A 20,205-nucleotide genomic window follows, 5' to 3' on the forward strand; every position below is an offset into this window, starting at 1 on the left:
TTATAAAAGTGTTCTAACGCCTTTTGCGTTAGGTTCGCTCAAAATTCCTTGCTTTTCACATTGCTCTACGATATTAGCAGCTCTATTGTAACCTATGTTTAATTGGCGTTGGATATAAGAAATACTTGTTTTTCCACTCTCTTGCATTATCCTTACGGCTTCATTAAATAATTCATCAACATTATCATTATCGCTTTTTACATAGGTTTGAGTGTAGCTTGAATCTTGCAAAATACTTTCATCATAATTTGCTTTTTCTTGCTTTTTTAAATGTTCTACAACTTTAATTATTTCTTCTTCACTAGCAAATGGAGCATGAAGCCTTACTATTTGGCTTGTTCCTGGTGGGGTAAATAAGCTATCTCCACGACCAAGTAAGCTCTCAGCTCCTTTAGAATCTAAAATAACCTTACTATCAACTCCCGTTCCAACCTTATAACTTAATCTACTAGGTAAATTTGCCTTAATAAGCCCTGTTATAACATCTACGCTAGGGCGTTGCGTTGCTACTATTAGATGAATTCCTGCTGCTCTTGCCATTTGTGCAAGTCTTGCGATATAAACTTCTACTTCTTTTCCGCTAGTCATCATCAAATCAGCTAACTCATCAATGATAATTACAATATAAGCAAAAGGCTCAAGCCCTATTTTAGGAGCTTTTTCGTTAAAGCTTTCAATGTTTTTTGTTTGAACGCTAGCCATTAGCTCATACCTTCGCTCCATCTCTGCAACCATATTTTTTAAAGCTAAGGTAGCTTTTTCTGCTCTTGTAATTACTGGGGTTAGCAAGTGTGGAATATCGTTATACATTGAAAACTCAAGCATTTTAGGGTCAATCATCAAAAACCTTAAAGTCCTTGGGCTATTTCTATATAAAAGACTTAAAATCATAGCATTAATTCCAACGCTTTTTCCACTTCCTGTTGTTCCTGCAATTAATAAATGCGGTAAGCGTTTTAAGTCGGTTACAAAGGTATTTCCAACTATGTCTTTACCTAAAGCTATTGTTAATTTACTTTTGCTTTTTGCAAATAATTCATCTTCAAAAATAGTTCTAATATTTATTGTTTGTGAAGTCTTATTTGGGATTTCAATACCTACTACATCTTTTCCTGGAATTGGTGCTTGAATTCTAATGCTTGTTGCTTTAAGTGCCATTGCCAAATCATCTGCTAGGCCTGAAATTTTACTAAGTTTTACATCAGCAGCAGGTCTAAACTCAAATGTAGTAACCACAGGACCCCAGTAGGTTTTAACCACATCTCCATCAATCTTAAAATGCTTTAATTTTGCTAAAAGCTCATTAATCTTTTCATCAAGTTCATCTTCATTTATTATGATTTCTGTTGTTTTAGCCTTGTCTAATAATTCTACGCTTGGTAATTCAAAATCTTTAGGGATTTCTACTGCACCAAGTTCAAGCTCACTTAAGATAGCTTTGTTTTCTGCTAATTCGCTTAAAATTTCTACTTTTTTACTAGATTTTGGAACAAAACTCTGGCTTTCGTTTTCAGCAACCACTACAACATCGTTAAAGGTGCTAGAATTTGAAATAGGAATTTCGTCTTCTTCTATTTCTTGATTTTTTTCTTCTACTTGTGGTTTTTTAATTATTTTGATTTCATCTTTATCATTGATTTTATTAATTAAAGGCTCTAACACAATTTTTGGCTCACTTACGCTTACGCCCTTATCGTTTGTAAAATTAATCTTTGTTTTTTCATCTATTATTTCTTTTTCTACTTTAGGAGATTTTACAAATCTAATATCGCCTAAATCACTTAAAATCTCTTCTTTTGCACTTGTTTTAGTTTGTTTTTTAGGCTTTTCTTCTTTTTTGATTGTTTTTGGTTTTTCTTTTAACTTAAAAAGATTTTTAAAATCGTATTTTTTATTAAATAAGGCATATATAAAAGAGTAATTACAATATATTAAAACAAAAACTAATAAAAGAAATAAAATAATATTAACCCAACCAAGAATACTAATTAAACCTAAATTAAAAACATTAGCAAAAGGTAAAGCCAAAATAAGCAAAATACAAAATATATTCATAGTATATTTTAAAGCCACTTTAAAAGGATTATAAATATATAAAAACGCTCCTATAAAAGCTATAAAAAATATATAAGATAACTTTCCAAAACAAAATCTTAAAGCTTTATTAAAATATGAACTAACAATAAAAATCCCATTAGCTTCGGGTAAAAATAACCCGAAACTTAAATAAAATAATATAAATGCAGTAAAAATAAATATAAGTTCTTTTTTCATCTTACATATAATTTAATAAGCTTAGTTTAGAAACTTGCGCTGTTGCTTGTAAAGTAGCTTGTAAAGTAATGGTTGCTTGCATTAGCATAAGTTGGCTTTCTGCAGGATCAGCATTAATTACATCAGCTTTTACTTGATCAACATTTACTTTCATTAAATTTGCTCTATCTTGAGAGTTTTGAATACTTGTTTGAGTTGCTCCTATTTTTGTATGAATTTTATTAATGTGATCTTGTATATGGTCAATTCTTTTTAAAGCACCTTGAATACCAACGCTCTTTAATAACTCTGGATTATCACTATCTGCTCTATAATTTCCATTCCTAACTGCTTCTATCATTTTGTCTAAATCTTTAATAATATCAACATGACTTTCATCAATTATTAGGCTTGAGTTTGTATTAAAATTAAACAAATCTCCTTTTTTAGTGCCTTCTTGTATAGGATTTCCATTAGCGTCAGTTCCGAAATCAAATTCATCAGCATTCATAGTATTAGCATCAAATATAGCTAAATCTATTTTAGTTGTAGTTGCTCCTTTATCAGTTAAAGTCATTTGACCTCTTTCATTAAGCCCTACATCAACTGCATTTTTAGAGCTAATTAATAAACTCTCTAACTCAGCCTTATCTGCATCATTTAAAATCATAGGAGAATTAGCTTGATTAGGATATTTTGGAACCAATTGATAATCTCTTGTAGGAATATTATCAGTAGCAAACATAGAAATAACATCTCCTAATTGTTTATAAGTTATGTCTTTGTTATCAGTTTTAACACTATCTGAAATATGTTGATTATGATCATATACAACATTTGTAATTGGCATAGTTACGGTTCTATCTTGTCCGTTTTGTCTATAATTTGCAGTTACCGTTCCTTGAGTGATGTTAAAATCTATTGAATAATGAACCTTGTTTTTAGAAGTAATTTCAAGTTTTAATATACTATCAGGTCTTGTGTTATCATTAGGATTTAATTTAATAGCACCTTGAGCTGTATTTACTAATTTTGTTTCATCTGTCGCTACATTTTTGTTTTTATCTATTTGAGATATATTTGAACTTAATACATTATCTTTTTTAGCAAATAAAGACCTTGAATAATCAATTCCATCGCTAGTAAAAGAAGTATCAATATTACCCGTATTTGTAAATTCTAAAACAAAAACATTATCATTATTTCTTAAATCACTTGGATCGCTTACACTTGCTCTTTGTGAATTTACAGGTTGTGGAACTACTGGAAGCGTTGGAACTGGCATTAAATCTTTTGGATCAACAGGCACACCAGCTGCAGCCGCTGCATTAGTAACTTGCTCGTTATGTGCTACCGCTGCATTTACAGCATCAATTTCTGCTTGTGTAGGTGGTTTTGGTGGATATATTTGACCAAAATCACTAGCTTGTGCTGTGCTAGCAAACATAGAAAAATTAATTTGACTTTCTTTGTTTTTTAAATCAGTGATTTCAATAGTTCCATTTTTGCTAAGTGTAACATCTACTACTTTATTTTCTTTAGTATTTCCATAAAGTTCACCGATTTTAGTAAGCATAGCTCCTACGCTTTCATTTGCTTCCATTTTAAACTTAGCCTTAAAGCTTTCTCCATTTCCTTTAGTGCCACGAACATAAAAATAAGTATCAGGAAATCTAGCTCCATCATTATCTAAAAAATGGTCATTTACATTTAATTCTTTATTGTCATTATTGGGTTTTAAGTAGTTTTTACCTATTAAATCTCTTATTTTATTATCTTGAGTTATATAATGCACTTCTTCAGGTTTATTTATATCATATCTTCTATCAACCAAACGAACATTGGTGCTTATAACTTTCTTATAGTCATTATCAACACCTTTAATTAATTCTTGACCTGAAATATTGTATTCTGTATAAACATTCGAGCCTAATAAAACTTGCATATTTTCATTATTTCCAAAATAATTTCCTTTTTCATCAAAAGGCTTAGTTCCTATGCTAGTTCCACTGAATAAGTATTGTCCGTTAATACTTGTATTCGCAATATTTACAATATGATCTCTTATTTTTTGTAAGTCATTTGCTAAAGCGTTTAATGAAGTATCTGAATGAACCTCGTTTGCACTTTGAATTAATTTATTTTTAAATTGATCAAGCGACTTACTCATCTCATCGATTGCTTTATCCGAGTTTTTAGTAATATTTATAGCCTTACTTGCAGCTTCGCTGATTTGTTGAAAAGTAGCTAATTCATAAACAAGTCTTGAGCCTTCTGAAAACATACCAGCATCTTCGTAAGAATTTGAAATCTTTAAGCCACTTGATAATCTATTATTAGCATCATTGATTAAATTTTGTTGGCGTTGAAAATTATTTAAATTTTGAGAGTAGATATAAGAGCTTGTTATTCTCATTTTTGTTTCCTTGTTTAAAAATTTTTAATTATATCGGCTAAAAAATTATTTTATTAAGTCTAAAACTTCGCTAGGTGTGTTTGCAATGCTAAAAATTTTTAATGATTCTTCATCAATTGCACCACATTTTAAAAGAGTATTTTTAAAAAACTCAACCAAAGGTTTAAAAAATTCTTCGTTATATAAAATGATTTGATAGTTTCTTAATTTTGTTTGAGCTAGGGTTAAAACTTCAAATAATTCATCTAATGTTCCATATCCACCAGCACAAACAATCATTACATCATTTTGCATTAAAGCTTTTTTTCTTAAAGATAAATCACTATGTTCAATAGATTTAGTGCAATATGGATTTAGCTTTTGTTCCATTGGAAGTTTTATGTTTATTCCAACGCTTTCAACACCACCAACTAAAAAAGCAGCCTTATTTGCAGCTTGCATAATACCGCCACCGCCACCTGTTGTAATTGAATAGCCATTTTTTGCCAAAACTTCACATAAAGCAAAAGCTTCCTTATAATATTTACTATCTTCATTAAATCTAGCAGAGCCAAAAATTGTAACCGATTTCATCTAAGACTTTCTAACCTTTCTTTTTTATCTCCGATTTTAGTTATTTGAACGCCGAAGTTTCCATCCACAATAACAACTTCACCTTCAGCAAAACATTTATCTCCTACTAAAATCTCAAGTGGGTCATTTGCTAATTGATCAAGCTCTATAACTGAACCTATATCCATTGTTAAAACATCTTTTAATAACATTTTTTTACTTCCAATTCTTACTCTAATAGGAAGTTTTACATCCATTATTAAACCTATGTTTTTAAGCTCGCCTAAGTCCATTTTAGAAGCACTTGCCTCACTTTCTTTGTTAGAATTTGAATTCGGATTTAAGAGTTTGTAAGCTTTTTCATTCATTGCTAAGCTAACTTGCTCATTAAGTCCATTAATACTTACATCATAAAAATAAATTTTATGAAATTTTGATAAGTCGCATTCATCGGTTAAAAAATCGCAAGATTCTAATGAAAAATTCATCTTAGGTAAATCTTTTTGAGCGTTTAATGAAGTTGAAAATGCTGAAAATATATTATTAATAGCTTCTTTACTTGCATCAAGCTCATCATTTCCTAAGTTTTCATTCATAGAAATTTCTTCTTCGCCCATCATCCATTCTGATATTGCACTCATTAAAACAGGGCTTGAAAGAAAAGCAAATTCCTTATCATCGCTTTTAAAAACAGCTTTTAAAATAGGTGGTTTTAAAGCATTATTTTTAATATCAAACTCACTATAAGAACTAAACTTAGCACTCTTTCCAGTAAGTCCTTCAATAGTAGCTACACATTCATTTACAAATAGACCTAAAAACTCATCAATCATTTATATTATCCTCATCTTCCATAGCCGATTCTTCTTGAATTTCTACAACCTTATCAAATTCTGCAGCCTTAGTCTTACGCTCTAGTTCGTAAGTTTCAAGAATATTTTTAACCTCATCTTTATCTGTTTTAATTAAATCTAAAATCTTTATTGATTTTTGGTATCTATGTATTCCAAATTGAGCTAAAAACACATCTTTTCCATCAACACTTACAATAGCCTTATCATCTGCATTTCTATTTAATTTAATAATATTACCATTTTCAAGACCTAAAAATTCTTCAACACTAATAAAAGCCTTGCCTAAAATAACTTCATATATCATATCAGCACGGCCAACAAGGGTTTTTATCTCTTTGTTTCTACTTTTTTTAGCACTCGTTTCGCCTAAAATAACATCACGATTTGCAAGGCGTCCTAATATAGGTTCAAGATAAATTACAGGATAGCATATATTAATCATACCACTATTATTTCCTATGGTAAGCTCCATAACAACCATTATTACGATTTCGTTTTGACTTACTATTTGAACAACGCTTGGACTACTTTCTTTAGCTTCTACGCTAGGATACATATCAGTAATTATTGACCAGCTTTCTTTAAGCTTACTCATCATAATTCTTAAAATACTATCAAGTAAGTTGATTTCAATATCTGTTAATTCTCTATTTTTTTCGCTACCTTCACCTGCTCCACCTAATAATTTATCAATCATAGGAAAGGCAATACTTGGATTTATTTCTAAAACGCAAGTTCCATCTAAAGGCTTTATTGAAAATACGTTAAAGCTAGTAGGATTAGGTAAAGACATCAAAAACTCACCATAAGTCATTTGATCAACCGAATGAAGCTTGATTTCAACCATTGATCTCATTATTTGTGAAATTTGAGTTGCAAGGCTTCTTGCTAATTTATCATGAATGCCTTTTACTGCACGAAGTTGCTCTTTACTAACACGATTAGGACGCTTAAAATCATATATTATTATTTGTCTTTCATCGTTTTCTTTCTTTGCTTCCGTTACAACATCGGTTGAATCAACGGAGTTAAGTAGAGCGTCTATTTCTTCTTGAGATAAAATATCAGCCATTCATTAGCCTTTTTCTTAATGTATTAATTACCCTTGTTTGTAATTGACAAACCCTTGATTCGCTAACTTGCAAGATCTCACTAATTTCTTTTAAACTAAGTTCTTCATAAAAATATAATTGAATTATTAATTGCTCTCTTTCGTTTAATGTTTCTAAAATTTCACTAATTTGCTCTAATAAATTTTCCCTATCAAGCCTTTCGTTTGTATCTTCATTGCTAAGAACTTCTAATTGTTCATCAAGTGGAATAACATAGCTAATAGAATTAGCAATTCTTGCTTCTTTTATCTTTTCAATATCTATACCTAATTCATTAGCTAAATATTCATCACTTGGTTCTTCATCATTATCATTTATATAATCATTTATTAGCTTTTCTACATCTTTTACGATTTTTCTATTATTTCTACTTAAAGTATCAAGACTTCTTAAAAAATCAAGCATAGAGCCATATACTCTTTTTCTAGCATAACCCCAAAAATTATCATTTTGCAAATCATCATATCTTCTTGCTAACTTAATTAATTCTTCAGTTCCAACGCTAATTAAATCATTTACATCAATACTAGCAGGCAAACGCTCCTTTAGTCTAAAAGCCATAGCTCTTAAAGCAGGTTGATATTTTATCGCTAGCTCATCTTGTGCGTTTTTTATAGCACTAGCGTAAGCATTAAGCCGCCTTTGCATTATGTTTCCTTAAAGGTTTTTGTTTTGTTTGTTTTTTAATTATATCTAATTCACTTTCTACGCTTTGAATGATTTTATCCATTCTATTTTCTCTAATTTCTAGCTCTTTTATAAAATGGTTAGTATTTACTTCGTAAGTATGCTTATCAAATGACCTTGTGCCAAGCTTTTTTGCATCTATGAAATTAATTACAATTAAATGGATTAATATATAAAATACAAAAGTTGTAAATATAGTAAATCCTATTATCATAAATGGGTCATCTATCTTAAATACTGCACAAATAAAACCTATAAAAAACCCACAAACAGTAAAAAATGCAATATAATTATCAGTTCTCATTAAGCTTAAATCCTATCAATTAGCCTTTTGAAAAAGCTTTTAAAATTTCTTGAATCAGAGTCTTTAAGCACATTTCGTTCCAATTTTGATAAAAGATTATTAACAATCTTTTTAAGCTGATTTGTCTCTCTTGATGAACTTTGAGAAAACAATACTCTACTTTTTATGCAATCAATTACATTTTGAGAACTTTCTAAATAACCTAAATATTTTAATTCAGGATTGTTTTTAATGTTTGCAGATGCAACTTTTGAAATATTTGCAAATAAATCAAGTGCTTCTTTTTCGCTTTTAACAACATTAAAAATCATTAAAAAATCACGCCTTACTTCAGATGTTACTTTAATCGTAGCATAAGCATCAGTAATTGCAGCAGGATCAGGTGTAGTAACCACAATAACTTCATCAGAAATTTCTAAAAAGTGTAAAGTTGTCCCACCAATTCCAGCACCAGTATCAATTATTAAAAAATCTAAATCTTCTAATAATTCAGCATCATCTAAAAAAGCGTCAAAATAATTTGAATTATTATATTTTAAAATCTCTCCGCCACTATCTCCTGGAATAAGCTTTAAATTCGGCTTTACAACCTTAATGATATCAGCTAATTTACATTCGCCTTTTAATACATGAAGTAAATTTTTGCCTATTTTTACATTTAGTATTACATCTAAATTAGCAAGTCCTATATCAGCATCAAACAAGCCAACCTTATAACCATCATTTGCTAAAAGATTTGCAATATTTGCACTTACAGTGCTTTTACCAACACCACCCTTTCCACTTGTAACAGCTATAAATTTTGTGTTTTTCTTATTTACTTTATGCTCATTTTTCATAAGCTCTTTTAATCTATCAGCTTGTGTTTGCATAATTTATCCTTTAAATCCGTCTAAAACGCATTTTATTAAATACTCGCTATTAGCAACTACTATATCATCAGGCACATTTTGACCTGTTGAAAAAAACGAAACAGGCTTCTTAACATTGAAAATAAGTGAAAAAATATTACCAAAAGCCCTAGTTTCATCAAACTTAGTAAGTATTAAAGTATCAATTTTTAAAACATTAAACGCATTATAAGTATGTTCCATATCATCATACTTCATACCTGCATTTAAAACCAAGGTTACTTCAATTTCACTTTGACTAGCTTTTAAAAAACTTTCTAGCTTTTCAATCTTTGCTTTATCATATTGTGAATTTCCTGTTGAATCAATCAAAACCACATCATATCCACTTAAAGATTCAAGGCTTTTTTGCAATTCTTCTTGAGTATTTACAAAATGAATTGGTAGCATCATAGTAGTTGCGTATTCTGCTAATTGCTCTTTTGCCCCTAGCCTAAAATTATCTAATGAGATTATGGCAGTTTTATATCTTTTAACGCCATAAGCATATCTATGAGCTAATTTAGCTAAAGTTGTGGTTTTTCCAACTCCAGTTGGACCTACTAGCATTATTATTTTTTGTTTTCTAATAGGAGAATCAACCCTACATGGAATCATACTTTTAAGCAAGGTTGTAAAATATCTATTAATAGCATCTTTATTGGCTAACAATGCTTTAGGCATATTTTTAAGAGTTGCTCTCATAATCTCGTTTAAATGGCATTCTAACATATCGCTTTTTTTGGCTTTATCATAAATTAGAGCAAATTCAGGTGGGATTTCAAGATTATTTCTAGCAGGTGCAAGCTCACCCCATCTCATACTCATTAAATAATCAACCTTGCTATTTAACTCATTTAATAATTGCTTATCATCTTTTACTTTTTGGCTTTGAGAATTTGAATTAAGCTTTAGTCTTAAAGGTTCTTTTTTGATGATGTTTTCTTCTACTGGCTCAATCCTTTTTTCAAATTCTTTTACGCTGTTTTCGTATTGCATAACAGCTCTTTTATTTACTAAAGGCTTTTTTTCTTTTGTATCATCAATAGCAACAACTACTTCAACTAAAGCAGGACTTGTAGGGGTTCTTCCTTCTACTTGAGTAATTGTTACAATCTCTGCATCATCACCATAAAAATCTCTAACATAAGCTAAATAATCCTGACCTTTTTCTACTCTAAAACTATCTTGCCTAATTGCCATTTTAATTCCTTACATTGTTCCTAATACTAGCGTTATGCTAATCCTATCATTTGCTCCCATATGTGGCAAGGTTAATCTATCATCACAATAGGTTTTTTCACTAAAATAAATAATATCTAAATCAAGTGTTCTAGGTGCGTTTTTAAAACTTCTTTTCCTATGAAAAATATTTTCATAATGTTGCAAGACTTTTAGCAATTTTCGTGCATGCAAGCTAGTTTTAACAAACATTAAAGCATTTGTAAAATCCTTTTGTTCTTTGTATCCAAATGCTTCATTTATCAACAAAGATGAAGTTTGAATTATCTTTATTCTTCTATCATCTTGTATTTTTCTAAATAATTTTACAAACCTTTCACACTCAGGCTCTATATTGCTTCCAAGAGAAACTAAGGCTAAATATTTATATCTTTTATCATCTTTTGTAAAAAAGGGATAATATTTTATTCTTTTAAAATATCTAGCCTCGTTTATCTTTAAATTGCGCATTAAGCGTTATTTTGGTTCTTTAAAGCTTCTTCTTGAGCTGCAATAAACGCTCTTTGTTGTTGTATCATTTGAATTGCACTAAGTAATGCTAAATGATAGCTAAATGGTCCAAAACCACTAATTGTTCCAGCACAAACAGGACTTAAGAAACTCTTAGCTCTAAAATCTTCTCTAGCATAAATATTGCTAATATGAACTTCAATAACAGGCATTCTAGTAGCTGCTATCGCATCAGCAATTGCAACTGAAGTGTGAGTATATCCACCTGCATTTATAATAATTGCATCACAAGTTCCTACACATTCTTGAATTTTATCAATTATTTCGCCTTCATAATTGCTTTGATAAAACTCAATATCAACATTGCTTTCTTTAGCTGCTAAACTCATTTGCTCGTGAATTTGAGCCATAGTCATTGTTCCATAAATTCTAGGGTCTCTTTGACCTAACATATTTAAATTTGGTCCTTGAATTACCATTATTTTCATATTTATTCCTTTTGATAAGTATTTTAATGATTGATTATAATTTTTTAATTTTAATATAAGTTATTTAAAAATACTTTTTAAACTACAATTTATTTTAAACTTTTAAAAAGCCTAATTCCTATTTCAAATTCCACAAAATTTTCAAAGAATTTGAATTAGGAATTACAAATCAATTCTAACTAATTTATAATCAGGGTCAAACCTAAATGCTAAAAGGTTTTCATAAATCCCAAAAAGTATCATAAAGGTTACAAAAGAACTTCCACCATAGCTAAAAAACGGCAATGGCACACCTACAACAGGAGCAAAACCTATTGTCATTGATATATTAACCCCAACATAAATAAAAATCAAAATGGATAAAGCACTTGTAAAAGTTCTTGCGAAATGATCTTTTTTAAGCTTATTATTAAAGCTTAGCAAATGCAAAATAAGTAATAAATATAAACCCAAAAGCAAACAAGCTCCTAAAAATCCATACCTTTCAATAGTATAAGCAAAAATAAAATCACTCGTGCTTATCGGAAGGAATTTAAAATGAGTTTGAGTAGCATCATCTTTGCTTTTGCCATTTATTCCGCCACTTCCTATTGCTATCATACTTTGTCTTACTTGATAGCTTGGTTTTTCGCTTAAAAAATCATTAATTCTTTTCTTTTGATAATCATTTAAATTATCATACACAATAGGTGCTAAAGGAGCACAAATTCCTACGATTAAAACTCCTGTTAAAATAATCTTTTTATAAATGCCTACTAAAAATAAAGTAGCATATCCTACTATTAAAATAATTAGTGCAGAACCTAAATCAGGCTCACTTTTAATGAGTATAAAAGGAAGTATTATGTAAAAACTAATCTTACAAAAATCTTTAAATCTATAACCATCATCAGGCGGGGGATTGTTTTTAATCAAATACGCAAGCATTAATAAAAATGCAGGTTTAAAAATCTCACTAGGTTGAATAGTAAAATTAGTAAAAGGTATTTCAAGCCACCTAGTAGCACCTAATTTAGTAGCTCCTAAAACATCAACCAATAATAATAAACCTATGCAAAACCAATAAAAAAATGGTATGAGCCATTCTATTTTTTTAATAGGCAATAAAAAGAATATAAAAAAAGCAAAAAATCCAACGATTATATAAACAATTTGTTTATGTGCTAAAACTTCATTAGCTTCATTAATTAGCAAAAAAGAAAACACAATTATAGGAAAAATAAGCATTGGCAATATAAAATCAAAGTGAGTTAAAATTTTACCATCTAATTTTATCAATTTACAACCTTTTGCTAAATTTGTTTATGAATATGATTTAAAAAGGTTAATATTGAGTAAGATTATTGCAGATGAAATCAAAAGATTAGATGTATTTTTAGCCGAAAAATTAGGACAAAGTCGCTCACAAATTTCAAATCTAATAAAAAATCAAAATGTATTGGTAAATGATAAAAGCACAAAATGCTCTTATATGCTTAATTTAAACGATGAAATCCTTATAAATTATCCAGAAATTCAAGATATAAATGCAAAATATGAAGCTAATTTTGATGTAGAAATAATCTATGAAGATGAGCATATGCTAGTAATTAACAAACCAAACGGAGTTGCAACTCATGGTTGCTCTAGTTTAAAAGAAGCTTCGCTTGTTGAATGGCTGATTGAAAAAAATTATAAATTAGCTGATATTAATGGTAAGGTAAGAGCTGGAATTGTTCATAGATTAGATAAGGATACAAGTGGCATTATGCTAGTTGCAAAAACTAATGAAGCATATATAAGCCTAGCAAATCAAATCAAAAACAAAGAAGTTAATAGGATTTATCTAGCAATAACAAATCATACAATAAATCAAAAAAACATAGAAAAATACATAAAAAGAAACGAAAATAATAGACTTAAAATGCAGTCTTTAAGCAAAGATGAATGTATTAAAAAATATGGCTTAAATGAAAGTAGATGGGGCAAATGGGCTAGAACTCATTTTGTAAATCTTGCAAGTTTAGATGATAAAGCCCTAATTTCTGCAAAACTTGAAAGCGGAAGAACTCATCAAATAAGAACTCATCTAGCTAGTGTAAATAGATATATTCTAGGAGATACTATATACGCTGATGAAAAGAGCAAAAATAAAGAAAATAGATTAATGCTGCATTCATTTTATATAAATTACAAGCACCCTATTAGCAATGAATTTATGGAATTTTATACAAAAAACTGCTATGACTTTGCTTATTTAGATTTTAAAGAATTCAAACTAAATTTAGAACTAGCACATAATTTATTAGAATTATTTAAATATAATTTGGAATAGATTATGCTTATTTATCTTACTTAGTATAATAAAATCTTTTTTGAAAGGCATTGTATGAAAAAAAGTATCAAAGCAAGCTTATTTACAGCTTTTGTAATAGGATTTAGTGCATGTTCAAGCACGGCAAATTTAAGTGAAATTACCCCATTAGAAAATCTTACAATGGTTAATAATATAAGAACTCTTCAAGGTATGAGAGAAATAGGATTTGAGTGGGATCCTATATATGATCAAGCAATTGATGGATATAAGATTTATAGAAGAGTGTTAAATGATGAAACATCTACTGATAAATTAATCGCGACTATTAACGATAGATATGCAACTCATTATTCTGATAATAACCTTACACCAGATACAGCATACGCTTATACTTTTGCTACATTTAATAAGCACGGGCTTTCTAAATTATCAACGATTAATGTAAAAACAATTAATAAAATAGAGCCTGTTAGCTTCATTCAAGCAATTGCAGGGCTACCTAATAAAATCAAAATTATTTGGAGACCACACACTGATTCAAGAGTAGTAAAATATAATATTTATAAACAAGATGCAAATTCTAGCAAATGGTATAAATTAGCTACCGTTAATAATCGCTTAAGTGCTGAATATTTAGATGAAGTAAAGCCAAATTTATATGCAAAATATAAAGTTACAGCACTAACTTATAATGGAGTAGAAAGCGATGCAAGTGCTGAAGTAGAAGCAATAAGCAAAATTTTACCACCACAAATAGTAAATATTAATGTAACAACAAATCTTCCTAAAAAAATAATCCTTACATGGGATGCACCAAAATACGATGATTTTTCTCATTATAAAATCTATTATTCTAAAGCTTCATTATTACCATTCTTTGAGCTAGCAACAACAACTGATAATAGCTATGAAGACAATGTAGCAGATGATGGAGTTAGTAGGTATTATTATGTAACTATGATTGATAAAGATGGGCTTGAGAGCGCAAAAACTGGTGTAAATGTAGTTGGAATGAGCCTTGATAAACCAAAAGCTCCTGCATTAACAGGCTTTGAATTACAAAACGAAAATACATTAAAAATCAAATGGATTAGCACGGATAATCGTATAAAAACCTATAAACTAATCAAAAATTCAGCAGAAGTAGCAAGCAATATTCAAGATGATTATTACATAGATACTACTTATTTAGCTGGAGATGTTTATCAAGTAATAGGCATTGATGAGTTTGGAATTGAATCAAAAGCTAGTGCTAAGTTGAGTGTTAAATAATGCCAAATTTTAAAGCAAAAAAGATTAAAGATATTAGCCTACCTATTAAGGTGGGCGAAACTGAGTTTGTGTTTAAAACTAAGGCTCAATTAGGCAAAACTTTAGTTTATACAAGCATTGATAATGCTAGTTTTTTTATAGAAATTAATGAAAAAAATAATGAATTTGTTATAAAAATTGATAAATTAACAAAAATTACAGACCTTGCACTAATGCAAAAAGCTTTAGAATGTTTTGAAAAAACTTTTTGTGAAGAGATAATTTCAAGAGCTTATCACTACAATCAATTTAAAGAATTAGCAGGAAATGTAATAACATCAACAAATGATTTTAAAGAGCTGATTAATTCTTTAGATAATGCTTATTTAGAAATAGGATTTGGCTCGGGCAGACATTTGCTATATCAAGCGAGCAATAACCCACAAAATACTTATATAGGAATAGAAATTCATAAACCTAGCCTTATTCAAGTTAGTAAATTAGCAAAGGATTTAAAGAATATTTATTTGCTTGATTTTGACGCTAGAATTGCTATTAAAGAACTAAAAGAAAGCTCATTAAATGGTATATTTTTACATTTTCCTGTGCCTTGGGATGATGCTCCTTATAGAAGAGTGGTTTCAAATGAATTTAAAGATGAATGCCTAAGAGTATTAAAAGAAGGAGCTTTCTTTGAATTAAGAAGCGATAGCTTAATGTATGCTAAATATACAAAAGAAATTTTTGGCGACTTAGATTATGATTATTTTAAGAATAAAGACGCAAGAATAATTAGCAAATACGAAAGCCGTTGGCTTAAAATGAATAAAGATATATATGACTTCGTTTGCTATGTAAAAAATAAAAAGAATTTGAAACAGGAATTACAAAATCAAAAAATTGAATTTATAATTGACTTTAATAAGCTTGATTTTATAAAGCATATTGATAAAGATTTTTTCGTAAAAATCTCAAGAATTTATGATAGTGAAAACGCTAAGATAATTCAACTAGCTTATGGTGGATTTGATACTCCTAGTAGCTCATATATTTTATGCGAAAATAATAAAGAGTTTAAAATATTATTTCATGATTTTTGCCCAAATGCCTTGAATATAAAAGCATTTAACAAATTAAAAGAGTTTTTAGAATGAGAAGTAATGCGATTTTAATTAATGCTAAAAATCTAACACTAGCTTACAATAATGAAGTTGTTTTAAATAGTGTTAATTTTAGCGCTAGCGAAGGGGATTTTATTTTTATAACTGGAAAAAGTGGTAGTGGAAAAACAACCTTGCTAAAAAGCTTTTTTGGAGAATTTAGCGAATTTAGCGGGGATTTGCATGTATTGTTTAAAAATATGAATAATATTAGCAATGCAGAATTACTAAAACTAAGAAGAAAATTAGGAATAATTTTTCAAGATTATAAATTAATAAATGAGCTAAATGTAAGCGATAATATAGCATTACCTTTAAAAATCGCAGGAGTTAAAAACGAGCAAATTACAAAGCATGTAGATGTATTATTAAAATACACTCACCTTCAACATAAAGCAAAAAAAATGCCTTTAGAATTAAGTGGGGGCGAACAGCAAAGAATAGCTTTAGCTCGTGCAATTATTCATAATCCAAAAATAATAATTTGTGATGAGCCAACAGGAAATCTTGATATTCATTCAGCAGATATTATTTGGCAATTGCTAAATGCAGCAAGAAATACTTTCAACGCTTGTATAATCGCAGTAACTCATCAAATACCGCCTAGAATTGATTTTAATTATAGACATTTAAATATTGAAAACGGGGCTTTAAATGAATTCATTTAAAATACATTTTAGTTTTATATTTACTTTATTTATTATTTGTTTTTGTTTTCAATTTAATTTCTTTATAAATGAACTTACTAAAGATTATGAAAAAAACCTTAATAAAGATTACAGCGTGGTATTAGTTAGCGAACAAGAAGTTCAAGCAGTGGATTTAGCTAGTATTGAGTATTTTTCAAGTATTAAAGAGCTAGACCCAAGTGAAATCTTAGAAAAAATCAAAAAAGACATCACAAAAGCTAACCTAGAAGCCCTAAAATCAAAATTGCCTAAATTTTATAGCATAAGCTTTACTAAGTTTATAAATGAAAGCGAAATTATAAAAATCAAAAAACAATTACTAAAAATACCAAATGTTTTAAAGGTAGAAACATTTTCAAAAACACATTTAAAAATATATAAATTATTAAACATCATCAAATTAATTTCTTATATTTGCTTAATTTGTATAAGTATTTTATCAATTGCTGTATTTTTAAATCAAATAAAAATATGGAAATTTGAGCATGAAAATAGAATTTATATATTAAATTTATTTGGTGCAAGCTTTTTTCAAAGAGCTTCAACAATGCTTAAAATAGTTTTTATAGATAATATTATTTGTTTTGCTATTTTGTTTGCAATATTTTTTAACTTTAATAATATTTCATATATTAAAGAACTTTTAGCCAAATTTGATATTGAATTGCCTGTGATTGATTTTTTACCAAGTCTTATTGAAATATCAAGTTACACATTAATTGCAAGTTTGTTTTGTGTTTTAATAGTAATGTTTAAGGTTAAAAGACAATGAAAAAAGTCTTTTTGCTAATTTTTAGCTTAATATTGTTTGCAAATCAAATTGAAACAAATACAAAAAAATTAGAAAAAACCGAAAATGAAAAAGAACAAATCTCAAAAAAACTAGAAGACTTAGCAAGTGAAATAATAGAAGGCGAAAAAAAATTAAAAGAAATAAACGAAAAAGTAAGTAAAACAACAGAAATTACAAAAGAATTACAAGAATTAGTAAATGCTCAAAATGGAGAGCTCGACACCTTTATTACCCAAAATAAAGAGCTTATGAAAGATAAAGAAATTTTAGGAAAAAAGCTTGTAGATATAATAGCAAAGGATTTTTCTTACGATTTAATAGCTCCGAGAGATTTAATAGATAGCTCAATGAGTATTGTATCAACCGAAATTATTAATACTTTATCAGATGTATTAAATGATGAACTTTATAAGATTTCAAAAGATTATGCAAGGACAAAACAACAAATTGATTATAAGCAAAAAAAAATAAGCGAAATGAATGCTAATATTGATAATTTTAAAAAACAAGCAAAAGAATTAAGCGAACTTAAAAAACGCCAAGAAAACTTAATATCAAAACAAAAAGAAGATGAGAAGATTTATAAGCAACGCCTAGTAAATCTACAAAAACAACAAGATGAAATAAGAGCAACTCTAGCAAAATTAAAAATCATTGAAAGCGAAAAATCAAAACCTAGCGTTAAAGCAACAGCAGAAGTAAAGCATAAAGACACCCTAGACTATGATGGCAAAATAGCTAAATATACAGGCAAAAAAACAATAGCGCCTTTAATAGATTTTAGCGTAAAGCAAAAATTTGGAGATTATATAGACCCTATTTATAAGTTAAAAATATTTAATGAAAACGTAGTTTTACGCTCAAATACTCCTGATGCAAATGTTAGGGTTGTATTAGATGGAAAAGTTGTTTTTGCAAACGATACAGCTGTGCTTGATAAAGTTGTAATAGTTGAGCATGCAAATGGTATTCATACGATTTATGCGCATTTATCTAAATTTAGCAAATTAGCAAAAGTAGGAAGCGTGCTTAAAAAGGGCAATATAGTAGGCAAAGTTGAGCGTGATTTGACATTTGAAGTAACGCAAAAAAATTATCATATAAACCCACTTGATTTTATTAGTTTGAATTAAGAATTTGAATTCGGAAATTAAAGCTAGATTTTTATAATTTCATTGATTGTTTTTATAAAATCTAGCTTATTTTATTAGCTTAAGTTTTGTGTTTTCTCCTTTTTATAATTTTAAATACCATTATAAATCTCAATTGCTTCTTTTTCTGGATTAAAATTTGAATAACCACAATTATCAAATTTGCGTATATAACTACGTTTTTCCTTTATATCAGCTTCGTATGATAAAAGCTGATGATTAAAAACTCTAAGTCTATATTTATACTCTTTTTCTTTATCTTCACGCTCATCAAATTCATCAATAAGATAAAAGCTATAGGTTCTATATATATTATCTTTAAATTCAAAGGCTATATCCGTATAAACTGAAATTGAAACAGAAGCACCCCATCCAAGTAAAATAATAGGTTTAGTAAATCCTGCTATATTATTTTTAACTACTAGATATTTAGTGTAATCAACCGGTTCTAATTCTTTATAATTAACATATTCTTTAGAATAAACATTTTTTCTTAAGTAATCTTTGTAATTATCTAGATTAATATCTTTATGTATCTCGTATTCATGACTTGTAATGCCATTATAAATCATTTTATAAAGATTATCTTTACGTACTAATAACTTTGTAAAATCATCAACCACTACTCTTTTATAAAGCTCATCTTTAGGTAATATCCTATCTTCTTTTAAGCAATAGCCTTGCTGATATTTTTTATAGCCATATAAGGTTACTATTTTTTCGTGAGTTTTACTTGAGTAATCAGGTATGGTTCTAAAAAAATAATTATATAAAGCAAATATTATTATCATAGGAATTATACTATAAGTAAAAGCAAGTTTGTTATTAATTTTTTTTCTTAATTTAAAGAAAAGTATTATAAAAAATATAATTATAAAAACTTCAAGATAAATTAGTGGATAAAGTATAAGTCCTTTGTAAAATAAAATTATTATTTGACTTAAATTTTCATAAATAAAATAATTAGCTGCAAAAAAACAAACAATAATTGAATAAATTACATTTATATCTGAGCCAATGCTAAAAATAACACCTGCAAAAACTGAGTAAAAAGCAATCACTATTTCAATTATTATAAAAATCATAAAAAGTATTTTTAAGATTTCTAATGTTTTTTTCATACTATAACCTTAAATGTTTTTCATATCATAGCATTTAATAAAACAATTATCAATTTTAATATTTAAATTCCTATTTCAAATTCTAGTGATTTTCAAAGGAATTTGAATTAGCTTTTTAAATTATTAAGCATACTCTAAATAAATTATATAATTTTACACATATTATCAATTTAAAAACAATTTTTTAAACAACTATAAAAACAAAATTCCTAATTCAAATTCTTTTATCTTTATTAATTTAATAACCTTAAACATATTGTTTTAATATAATTATAAACTTAATCTTCCATTACACCCAAACACTCCATAAACATTCAACATTTAAAAAACTCTAAAATAATAAACCTACTCTTATCCACTTAAACATAAAAGCACATAAATTAATCCTAACTAATCTATCTAATTTAATTCCTTTTACATACTTAATCAAGCTTTAACTAATACAGCTTAATAAAAGAACTAATAAACCATAAAAATACTTTTTGAGTAAAGAAGA

At 28.1% G+C, this 20,205-nt stretch carries 19 protein-coding genes; 6 read left to right on the forward strand and 13 right to left on the reverse strand.

Features of this window, described 5'->3' with window-relative positions; genetic code table 11:
- From AC1B00_RS07815 to AC1B00_RS07870, 12 genes are all read right to left on the reverse strand, one after another.
- Window positions 1-2,274, reverse strand: a complete 2,274-nt coding sequence (locus AC1B00_RS07815) for a DNA translocase FtsK (protein ID WP_488849151.1) — start codon at window positions 2,272-2,274, stop codon at window positions 1-3.
- A 1-nt stretch (window position 2,275) separates the two neighbouring features.
- Entirely contained in the window at window positions 2,276-4,669 is a 2,394-nt protein-coding gene (locus AC1B00_RS07820) for a flagellin N-terminal helical domain-containing protein (RefSeq protein WP_488849153.1), read from the reverse strand.
- A gap of 45 nt (window positions 4,670-4,714) precedes the next feature.
- Window positions 4,715-5,242: an LOG family protein gene (locus tag AC1B00_RS07825; RefSeq protein WP_239817161.1), complete on the reverse strand. Its 528-nt coding sequence runs from the start codon at window positions 5,240-5,242 to the stop codon at window positions 4,715-4,717.
- Window positions 5,239-6,054, reverse strand: a complete 816-nt coding sequence (fliY, locus tag AC1B00_RS07830) for a flagellar motor switch protein FliY (RefSeq protein ID WP_239817162.1) — start codon at window positions 6,052-6,054, stop codon at window positions 5,239-5,241. Before fliY ends, AC1B00_RS07825 begins: the two co-directional genes overlap by 4 nt.
- The gene (gene fliM, locus AC1B00_RS07835; RefSeq protein WP_239817163.1) at window positions 6,047-7,147 is read right to left on the reverse strand and encodes a flagellar motor switch protein FliM; all 1,101 of its coding nucleotides are present in this window, start codon (window positions 7,145-7,147) and stop codon (window positions 6,047-6,049) included. The genes fliY and fliM overlap by 8 nt, the downstream gene beginning before the upstream one ends.
- A complete protein-coding gene (locus tag AC1B00_RS07840; RefSeq protein ID WP_442862407.1) occupies window positions 7,140-7,838 on the reverse strand; it encodes an RNA polymerase sigma factor FliA in 699 nt (232 codons plus the stop codon). The genes fliM and AC1B00_RS07840 overlap by 8 nt, the downstream gene beginning before the upstream one ends.
- Window positions 7,819-8,178 carry a hypothetical protein gene (locus tag AC1B00_RS07845; RefSeq protein ID WP_239817165.1) on the reverse strand — a complete coding sequence of 120 codons (360 nt, stop codon included), beginning with the start codon at window positions 8,176-8,178 and terminating at the stop codon, window positions 7,819-7,821. The genes AC1B00_RS07840 and AC1B00_RS07845 overlap by 20 nt, the downstream gene beginning before the upstream one ends.
- A 5-nt stretch (window positions 8,179-8,183) precedes the next feature.
- The gene (locus AC1B00_RS07850) at window positions 8,184-9,050 is read right to left on the reverse strand and encodes a P-loop NTPase (RefSeq protein ID WP_239817166.1); all 867 of its coding nucleotides are present in this window, start codon (window positions 9,048-9,050) and stop codon (window positions 8,184-8,186) included.
- 3 nt (window positions 9,051-9,053) lie between these two features.
- A complete protein-coding gene (gene flhF, locus AC1B00_RS07855; protein WP_336611942.1) occupies window positions 9,054-10,271 on the reverse strand; it encodes a flagellar biosynthesis GTPase FlhF in 1,218 nt (405 codons plus the stop codon).
- Window positions 10,272-10,280: 9 nt separating this feature from the next.
- Window positions 10,281-10,760 carry a 2-amino-4-hydroxy-6-hydroxymethyldihydropteridine diphosphokinase gene (gene folK, locus AC1B00_RS07860; RefSeq protein ID WP_488849158.1) on the reverse strand — a complete coding sequence of 160 codons (480 nt, stop codon included), beginning with the start codon at window positions 10,758-10,760 and terminating at the stop codon, window positions 10,281-10,283.
- Window positions 10,760-11,248, reverse strand: coding sequence for a type II 3-dehydroquinate dehydratase (gene aroQ, locus AC1B00_RS07865; RefSeq protein ID WP_239817169.1), 489 nt, complete (start codon window positions 11,246-11,248; stop codon window positions 10,760-10,762). Before aroQ ends, folK begins: the two co-directional genes overlap by 1 nt.
- A 162-nt stretch (window positions 11,249-11,410) precedes the next feature.
- On the reverse strand, window positions 11,411-12,526 hold the full coding sequence (locus AC1B00_RS07870) for an FtsW/RodA/SpoVE family cell cycle protein (RefSeq protein ID WP_336611943.1): 1,116 nt from the start codon (window positions 12,524-12,526) through the stop codon (window positions 11,411-11,413).
- 52 nt (window positions 12,527-12,578) lie between these two features.
- Here AC1B00_RS07870 and AC1B00_RS07875 point away from each other — a divergent pair, with 52 nt between their 5' ends.
- The 6 genes from AC1B00_RS07875 to AC1B00_RS07900 are packed head-to-tail and all read left to right on the forward strand — an operon-like array spanning window position 12,579 to window position 18,570.
- Entirely contained in the window at window positions 12,579-13,562 is a 984-nt protein-coding gene (locus tag AC1B00_RS07875; RefSeq protein WP_488849161.1) for an RluA family pseudouridine synthase, read from the forward strand.
- Window positions 13,563-13,616: 54 nt separating this feature from the next.
- Window positions 13,617-14,816 (forward strand): fibronectin type III domain-containing protein, encoded by a 1,200-nt coding sequence (locus AC1B00_RS07880; protein ID WP_239817172.1) that lies wholly within the window; start codon window positions 13,617-13,619, stop codon window positions 14,814-14,816.
- On the forward strand, window positions 14,816-15,949 hold the full coding sequence (locus AC1B00_RS07885; RefSeq protein ID WP_488849163.1) for a class I SAM-dependent methyltransferase: 1,134 nt from the start codon (window positions 14,816-14,818) through the stop codon (window positions 15,947-15,949). Before AC1B00_RS07880 ends, AC1B00_RS07885 begins: the two co-directional genes overlap by 1 nt.
- Window positions 15,946-16,623 (forward strand): cell division ATP-binding protein FtsE, encoded by a 678-nt coding sequence (locus AC1B00_RS07890; protein ID WP_239817174.1) that lies wholly within the window; start codon window positions 15,946-15,948, stop codon window positions 16,621-16,623. Before AC1B00_RS07885 ends, AC1B00_RS07890 begins: the two co-directional genes overlap by 4 nt.
- On the forward strand, window positions 16,610-17,416 hold the full coding sequence (locus AC1B00_RS07895; protein WP_488849166.1) for an ABC transporter permease: 807 nt from the start codon (window positions 16,610-16,612) through the stop codon (window positions 17,414-17,416). The genes AC1B00_RS07890 and AC1B00_RS07895 overlap by 14 nt, the downstream gene beginning before the upstream one ends.
- Window positions 17,413-18,570, forward strand: coding sequence for a murein hydrolase activator EnvC family protein (locus AC1B00_RS07900; RefSeq protein ID WP_239817176.1), 1,158 nt, complete (start codon window positions 17,413-17,415; stop codon window positions 18,568-18,570). Before AC1B00_RS07895 ends, AC1B00_RS07900 begins: the two co-directional genes overlap by 4 nt.
- A gap of 110 nt (window positions 18,571-18,680) precedes the next feature.
- On the opposite strand, the gene AC1B00_RS07905 is transcribed toward AC1B00_RS07900, so the two are convergent.
- Complete coding sequence (locus AC1B00_RS07905) at window positions 18,681-19,709, reverse strand: hypothetical protein (protein WP_488849168.1); 1,029 nt, start codon at window positions 19,707-19,709, stop codon at window positions 18,681-18,683.
- Window positions 19,710-20,205: the final 496 nt, after the last annotated feature.

The sequence above is a fragment of the Campylobacter sp. DY7 genome, assembly GCF_057802535.1.